This is a genomic window from Nostoc sp. DedQUE04 (assembly GCF_034530995.1).
Lineage (GTDB): Bacteria > Cyanobacteriota > Cyanobacteriia > Cyanobacteriales > Nostocaceae > Nostoc.
In genome coordinates, this window is sequence record NZ_JAVRCA010000089.1 from 23,020 (window position 1) to 29,950 (window position 6,931).

General features: G+C 42.1%; 10 protein-coding genes. 8 read left to right on the forward strand and 2 right to left on the reverse strand.

Features of this window, described 5'->3' with window-relative positions; genetic code table 11:
• Positions 1–47: 47 nt before the first annotated feature.
• The gene (locus RM049_RS35635; protein WP_104899384.1) at positions 48–278 is read right to left on the reverse strand and encodes a helix-turn-helix domain-containing protein; all 231 of its coding nucleotides are present in this window, start codon (positions 276–278) and stop codon (positions 48–50) included.
• A gap of 163 nt (positions 279–441) precedes the next feature.
• Here RM049_RS35635 and RM049_RS35640 point away from each other — a divergent pair, with 163 nt between their 5' ends.
• From RM049_RS35640 to RM049_RS35665, 6 genes are all read left to right on the forward strand, one after another.
• Complete coding sequence (locus RM049_RS35640; RefSeq protein WP_322707581.1) at positions 442–1,248, forward strand: hypothetical protein; 807 nt, start codon at positions 442–444, stop codon at positions 1,246–1,248.
• Between the two features lie 176 nt (positions 1,249–1,424).
• Positions 1,425–1,751: a hypothetical protein gene (locus tag RM049_RS35645; RefSeq protein WP_069069908.1), complete on the forward strand. Its 327-nt coding sequence runs from the start codon at positions 1,425–1,427 to the stop codon at positions 1,749–1,751.
• Positions 1,752–2,116: 365 nt separating this feature from the next.
• The gene (locus RM049_RS35650; RefSeq protein WP_322707582.1) at positions 2,117–3,049 is read left to right on the forward strand and encodes a hypothetical protein; all 933 of its coding nucleotides are present in this window, start codon (positions 2,117–2,119) and stop codon (positions 3,047–3,049) included.
• Between the two features lie 102 nt (positions 3,050–3,151).
• Positions 3,152–3,388 (forward strand): hypothetical protein, encoded by a 237-nt coding sequence (locus RM049_RS35655; RefSeq protein ID WP_190737789.1) that lies wholly within the window; start codon positions 3,152–3,154, stop codon positions 3,386–3,388.
• An 85-nt stretch (positions 3,389–3,473) separates the two neighbouring features.
• Complete coding sequence (locus RM049_RS35660; RefSeq protein ID WP_322707583.1) at positions 3,474–3,932, forward strand: hypothetical protein; 459 nt, start codon at positions 3,474–3,476, stop codon at positions 3,930–3,932.
• Between the two features lie 18 nt (positions 3,933–3,950).
• On the forward strand, positions 3,951–4,556 hold the full coding sequence (locus RM049_RS35665; RefSeq protein WP_322707584.1) for an MT-A70 family methyltransferase: 606 nt from the start codon (positions 3,951–3,953) through the stop codon (positions 4,554–4,556).
• A 60-nt stretch (positions 4,557–4,616) separates the two neighbouring features.
• Here the strand turns inward: RM049_RS35665 and RM049_RS35670 are convergent, their stop codons facing one another.
• Entirely contained in the window at positions 4,617–5,573 is a 957-nt protein-coding gene (locus RM049_RS35670) for a cytosolic protein (protein ID WP_322707585.1), read from the reverse strand.
• A gap of 41 nt (positions 5,574–5,614) precedes the next feature.
• Between RM049_RS35670 and RM049_RS35675 the strand changes: the two genes are divergently transcribed.
• Positions 5,615–6,013, forward strand: a complete 399-nt coding sequence (locus tag RM049_RS35675) for a DUF5131 family protein (RefSeq protein ID WP_322707586.1) — start codon at positions 5,615–5,617, stop codon at positions 6,011–6,013.
• A gap of 85 nt (positions 6,014–6,098) precedes the next feature.
• A complete protein-coding gene (locus RM049_RS35680) occupies positions 6,099–6,890 on the forward strand; it encodes a transposase (protein WP_322707587.1) in 792 nt (263 codons plus the stop codon).
• Positions 6,891–6,931 lie beyond the last annotated feature (41 nt).

The window sequence follows — 6,931 nt, forward strand, 5'->3', positions numbered from 1 at the left end:
AAAATGCACTACTTTGCGGCAGTGATTGTAAAGAGAGAGAAGCAGCATTAGCTACTCACATCTATTACCTCCCTTAACTCAAATAAATCCGCTAAGTCACACCGGAAGTAGTCACATAACTTTTCAATCGTTTCCGTATCCACCCGCTTAAAGTCATTGGTGAACAGCCGATAAACAGCTGGATAAGAAATGTTGGAACTTCGGGCAACTTCAGCCAATGACAGTGTTGGGTTTTTTTCAGCCATAAGCACAGCTAGGCGGCAATGCATTTTCCTCATGCCTCCATTAAACTATAGTTTTTATCATAATTGATTTCGTTATAAATTAGCAACTTAGTATTGCTATTTATAACGGAAGTGTTATAGTAGATATATGGAGAAAGCGCCCCCGACGACCAATCAAAAGCGCTTTCTCTGTCCCTAATAATAAGGAAACTCTATTATGACCCATTCAACTTACACACAGCAAGCCCTTTCCCGCTATACCCTCCCCCGCCTCAAAAGAATCGCTGCCGAATTAGGCGTAACACCCACCGGAGACAAAAGAGCGGCCCAAACCTGGGTAAACGCAATCATCACCCACCAATCCACACAGCTTCAAAAAGTTGACAACCAAGCCCTCGCCCAAGCCGAACTCGACAGCTATATCGCCGACCAAGCCCAAGCCGTAGCTCCCGAACCCCTCAAAATAGTCGAAATCTCGTTTGACCATCACGAATATTACGCTGATGACAAACTGGTAGCCAGCATCAGCCATGACGACAACCACTTAACGCAACCCTGGGTAGTCATAGTCAACGATACAGAAGTATTCCGTGCCAACACTATAATACGTTGCGATCGCTTCATCCAATGGCATCATCAGGACAAAATACTTAACGAAACAGCCCCCACCCAAGTAGAAACAGAAACACCCCCCACAACCGAAAACCAAATCATGGCGCATATCTTCAACGAGTGCCAAAATTATGGGTTTGAAATTCTCGATGATGGCATTTACAACAACAAGGGCGTGAAACTGGGGCAAGTCGGATGCACTAACAGCAACTGGTGGGTGAAAAGGCGTTATTCACTCCAGCAGCAGTATTCTAACTCGGTGCTTGATGCTGTGCGATCGCTGTCGATGGTGGACGTGTCTACTGGTGGTAAATCCATTTTTGATGAATATTTTTTAGATCAGCCGTTAGAACAGCTAACTGGCGATAAATTGCAACGGCTACTGGAGAGAACGGAGTTAGTCACAGCGTAATTCAGTAGTCAGAATCCAGGAGTCAGGAGTCAGTAAAGAAACAAAGAGCAGGGTGCAGAAATTAATAAAATCTGCCTTCCTTTCTCCTCTTTTTCCCACCTCTTCCCGGAATTCTGACTTCTGAATTCTGATTCCTGAATTCTTCTCTCATTTTCCCTTCATTCACCTATTCATCTATGCAACCCACAATCTCGATCCCTCAACACTGGCCCTACCCTCGCTTTAACTTGGAACAGCGTACACAACAGGGCATCATCCTGGGACTTTATTACTATCCTTTGGGTACAGAGTTGGCTGAACAATTTGATGATGGTTGGCGCTATGTGCTGATGCCTAACAAAAACTCTAACGAAACATCGTACTTGCAAGAGGAGCAAATCCAACCGCTCACACCAGAAGAATTATTCCACCAAATCACTGCTGAAATTGACTTTTACCAACAGCAGATAAATATTCTCAACCGTCAGTTAAGTGTATTAACTAAGGATGCAAACAATGGCTAAGGAAGTAAGGAGTTAGACCGTGAATAATAGGGAAAAAAGAGAAGGGTTAAAGGGAAATGGGAACATCCATATTTTAAAATACTTGCTCTGTACTGTATTGAGAAAAGTCTTTTCTCCTCCTTCCTTTACCCCTTACCCTTTCCCCTTTCCCCCTCCAATTCACACCTTTCTGATTAATACAAAAGCGTTCACCTAAAGGAATGCCATTACTTTAGATGAACGCACGGAAGTTTTTCTCCCGCTACAGATTTCTAATTATCACACACAAAGCATTAATCAATGAAACTTTCGCTGAGGTGAAATATGACTTAAGAAGTGGTGTTGAAATCAATATCTAAAATTTGGAAATTTAGTTAGGAGTCAATATGAATTTACCTTTGAATCAAAATGTTTTTATCGAGTCTCCCTCATTGAGAACTTCTGCACTTTCTAACCTTGATGATTCACGCGCAGAAATGGTTCTAAGCAAAGCCAAAGCAATAGTGTTCGCTGTCTGGGAGGGTAATGGTTGGGCGACTACTGGAATGATTGCAGAATATTTTTCAGTCACAGAATCCGCAGTCAAAGAAATCTACAGAGTTAATCACTCAGAATTCCAAGCTACAGAAACTAAAACCCTTACAGGTAAAGAGCTAAGGGATGCTCGACAGATGCTCTGTCTACCATCAAAAACATCCCAGGCGAGAGTTTTTTCGGCTCTTGGGGCGTTAAGAATCGCAATGATGTTACAGCAATCCACAATCGCAGCACAAGTTAGAACCATCATTTTAGACTTAGTTGCAGCCATTAAAAGTGTTCCCTCTCAAACTCATTCACCTATCCCAGCCCTCCCTCCAGTCGAGCAACGGCTACATACTTTTGTACAGGCAATGAAGACTTTAGCCGAACTCACCGGTGGCAGACTCAACCCTTACATGGAACAGAATTGCAAAGACTTCGCCGCCAATCTTCTAGCTGACTACAACAGACAGTCCCTTACCAGCACACAAGAAAAGTGGATGGGCGTGGTCAATTTTGCAGAGAGCGAACTTGGAAAAAAAGTCCCCCTGAGCGGCGCTCACTATCGCGGACACTTGGGCACATGGGTTCGCACGTTTTACCCACAGTTAGGCGATCGCCAAGAAACGCGATTGGTTAACGGTGTGCAACAGCCCATCTATGTCTACGCTTGCCACGATCCGGCTGTTGCGGCTGGGTTGACCAAAGCTATAGAAGAGTTCTTCGCTCACCCTAGCCCTGGTGCAGCGCTAAGGCAGGCGGGGGCTTTCGCTAGTAAGAAAGCTGTAGTTACTGCTTAATGGTCATTGGTCATTGGTCATTGGTCAAGCAGAGCGATCGCCAAGTAATCAAGAATTAAGACTTTTACAACAAAGGTAAATTTTACCTTGAGGGGAAAAGATATGGAACTCGGCTACTTCCAGAAAGATGTACTCATTGAAAAACTAGCTAAGAAATTCTACGCGATCCAAGGCTATGTAGTCCCCGAATCATATCGGATGCAATCAGCTACACATCCAGCAGAAAGAGCGTGTGTGGCTATGGCTATTTTTGCAATCGAAGAATTTGAATCTATCAAAGATGAAGGTTCAGATGAGGATGATGACGAATATGAAACTGATTGTTTATTCCCTGAATAACGTTCGTTGCCAGAGGTTTAATTGAAGCGCGAGTAATACACCTTCCTAAATATTTTCTTACAAATTACAAGATGGTTAAACGGATATGAAAGCCATAGTCACAGTAGTTGAAAAAATTTTATCTGAAGCTCACATTGATATTCCTGAAGGTTTAGCAGAACTAGGCATTAGACAGCACGTTGTAGACCATTACAACAGTGGCGAAATGCTTCCTTTACTGAATATTTTCCACGTTGATTTTGAATCTATGAGCGTTCACATTGGTAAAAAACTCCAAATCACTTGGCAACCTGGAAAGCCTTGGAGTTCAAAGCGTCCCTATTACTTTTGTCAACTTGGAAGATTTACTTTGACTCTGTTAACTGATACAGAGCAAAACTTAACTCGTACAGAAGTTTACTTTGGGCATCACAAGCAACTTATTTATACGTCAGAAAAAGAGATATCCAAAGAATTGGCAACAGTCGAACTCCAAAATTTCTTAAGCGGATTAGCTGTTGAACTTCAGACTTTAAGCCACATTGAATTTCCAGAACAAGTTTGAAAATAACAGGAGTTAAACATGAGACTAACAACATTAGAAGGTCAATACCAGTGCATCGTGATTGATCCTCCCTGGTTCTATCGGCTGAGAAATCAGGATAAAACTCACCGAAACCGCATTAACTATAAGCCGATGCACATAGGAGAAATACTGTTATTGCCTGTTCCAAACTTAAGCGATCGCACAGGGTCAGTTCTTTGGCTTTGGTTCACCAACAATCACATGATTGAAGCCGCACACTGCTTAGAAACATGGGGATTTGAACTCAAAACCATCCTGACTTGGGAAAAAGTTACCAAGGATAACACTAAAACACATCTAGGTGTCGGTCATTGGTTGCGGAATTCGACTGAACATTGCGCTTTGGCTGTTCGTGGGAATGTGAAGGCTTTTGCTGGACGGACACTCACAAACCAGTCAAGCATTTTACACTCACCCCGTCGTGAGCATTCACGTAAGCCCGAACAGTTTTTTGAACTTGTAGAAAAGCTGTGTCCTGATATGACCAAGCTGGAGATGTTCGCACGTTCGTCTAGAGTTGGCTGGGACTGTTGGGGGGATCAGACGGATCTGTTTGATCAGATTGGTGCAGAAATTGATAACGATACTTCATTGAGTGCTTAATTAACGCTAATTTCGGCACTCAACACTTGCTGAACCTTGAAAATCAAATATCAAACAATTCTAATTTTCTAGCGGTGTGTCATCGGCTGTCTGATAAATAGAACGCAATTCATCCACAGTATCTGCTGTTTCTATTGCTGACAAGATTGATTCCAGCAATCTGAAATCTTCAATTTTCTCAATTTCAGGTAATAAGTTTTGTCCAGGTGTTCCAAATTTGAGTTTTAATCCCAAAGCTATGCCTTTTAATAAAGATTCTATTCGAGCAATTCTTTCAAAACTAGTAACGTACTGCATACGCTGTTGTGCCTCCAATTGTTCGACTTCTCTTTTAAACTCTAGTTCTAAATCCAATGGTAACGTTAGCATCCAATCAATGAAAACTAAAAGGTTAACAACAGCCTCGCGTTCAAACCCTTGCTCATACAACCGACGCACTAAATTCAGTTTTGATTGTTTCCTTTGTGACCTATTACTGCGGGTTTGCACTGCTGCCAAGTGAGCCATTACCACCGTAGCAAAGGGGTTTCGACTGGCTTCTAGCTCCAACAACCTTTGTTTATAGTCTAGCAGCTTGATTACAGGAAACTGAAAATCAACCGTACAACCAAACAAATCGTACCCAAACTGCGATGGTCGCCAGTTGATGTTGTCATCTCCCAGTATCGCGCATGATGCAACAGAGCGATCGTAACGGTCAAAAATTCGATAGTTGTAGACAAACATCCGTTTAGGAAAATTGGTTTCCTCTTGACTTTGGATTTCTATATGAATCAACAGCCAAGATTCTTCGCCCCCAATGCGATAGATTTTCACCAATTTATCAATTAGTCGTTTTCCTAATTCAGCATCACGAACTACTTGCTGTAACTCTTGGTCTAGAAACTCGAAACCTCTACTCCAATCAATTTGAGTATGGGCTTGAGGAAAAAAGAATTGCATGAAGTCTTCAAAATACAACTGCAACATCTGCTTCCACGGGGAATCATATTCCGTTTGAGGTGTTTTATTAGTCATACTCAACTGTTCAATTTCAAGTTAATGAGAGAGAAGTAATCATGCCAACAAATATAGAATGGGCAAACTTAACAGATAATATCATCCGTGCCAAGCGAGGCGGTTGGTGGTGTCAAAAAATATCTGAAGGGTGTAAAAATTGCTATAGCGAAAAGCTGAATCAAAATTCTTTTTTTGGTGGGAATAAGCAACCCTACTCTGGGCAACCACCAGAGCTAGTGTTAGATACAGAAACTATTCGGAAATGGGGGTTCCAAAGGAAACCTAAAAAGCATTTCGTTTCTTCAATGACTGATGTTTTTGGTGAATGGATTCCACGTTCTTGGCAACATGAAATGCTGGACGGAATGTTCGTACTGGAGTTTGGACTAAAAGCTCAGGCTCAGAAAAAATTACTTAGAGAATCAGAGATAAACAAACAGACAATAGTACTGAACTGAAGACTAAAGAGTTTAAAGAAACGCAGTCAGTAGTAACACTGACTGCTGTAGAGTCAATGAATATAATCGATAAATCATTGATGTGATGATCCTGACACAATTAGAAGAATTTCGGCAAGCAATCTACGATTGTTTGGGTAAAGCGAAAGATGCCGTATTTGAACTAATGGATGCAGTATTGACCAGCCCAAGCATTCAATCATTTGTAAGCTTGTCCCAAAGTCCAGTATTTCGGAGGCAATGGCCGAGTATATATGCAGCACTGCATGATAGTCGCCCACAGAAAAGAAAACTGCTGAATTTACTGATAGAGGAGGTAAAAACAGAAGCACAACCATTTTTAGCAGGAGATCATACCTTTTGGCCAAGACCAGACGCCAAGACACTCAAGGAAAGAACTTTTCATGGGGAGAGAGGAGTTGGTGTAGGTATTGGACAAAGTTACAGTACGTTAGCCTGGATACCAGAGGCAGATGGTAGTTGGGCATTGCCATTAAGACATGAACGGATCACCACCTTTGAAACGCCAACGAGTAGGGCAGCATTTCAACTAAAACTTGTAAGTCGGCAGTTAGAAAAAAGACCACTTGCTGCTTATGACAGAGGTTACGGCAACGCTAAATTTGTGACAGCAACGGCGGATATCGAAGCGGATCTGCTACTAAGGTTAGCATCTAATCGATGTCTATGGGGTAAACCTACTGCCTATCAGGGTAGAGGTGCGCCACGTAAGCATGGTCACAAGTTTAAGCTCAACGACCCCGAAACATTGCCAGAGGCAGATGAGATTTTGACAGTAGAAGATCCAAAAGTTGGTCAAGTGAAACTAATGCGTTGGAGCAGATTTCATTTTCTTGAATCTCCAACTGGAGTTTAGACTAAGCAACAAAAAACGACCCAGCAAAGCTGAGTTGAAAA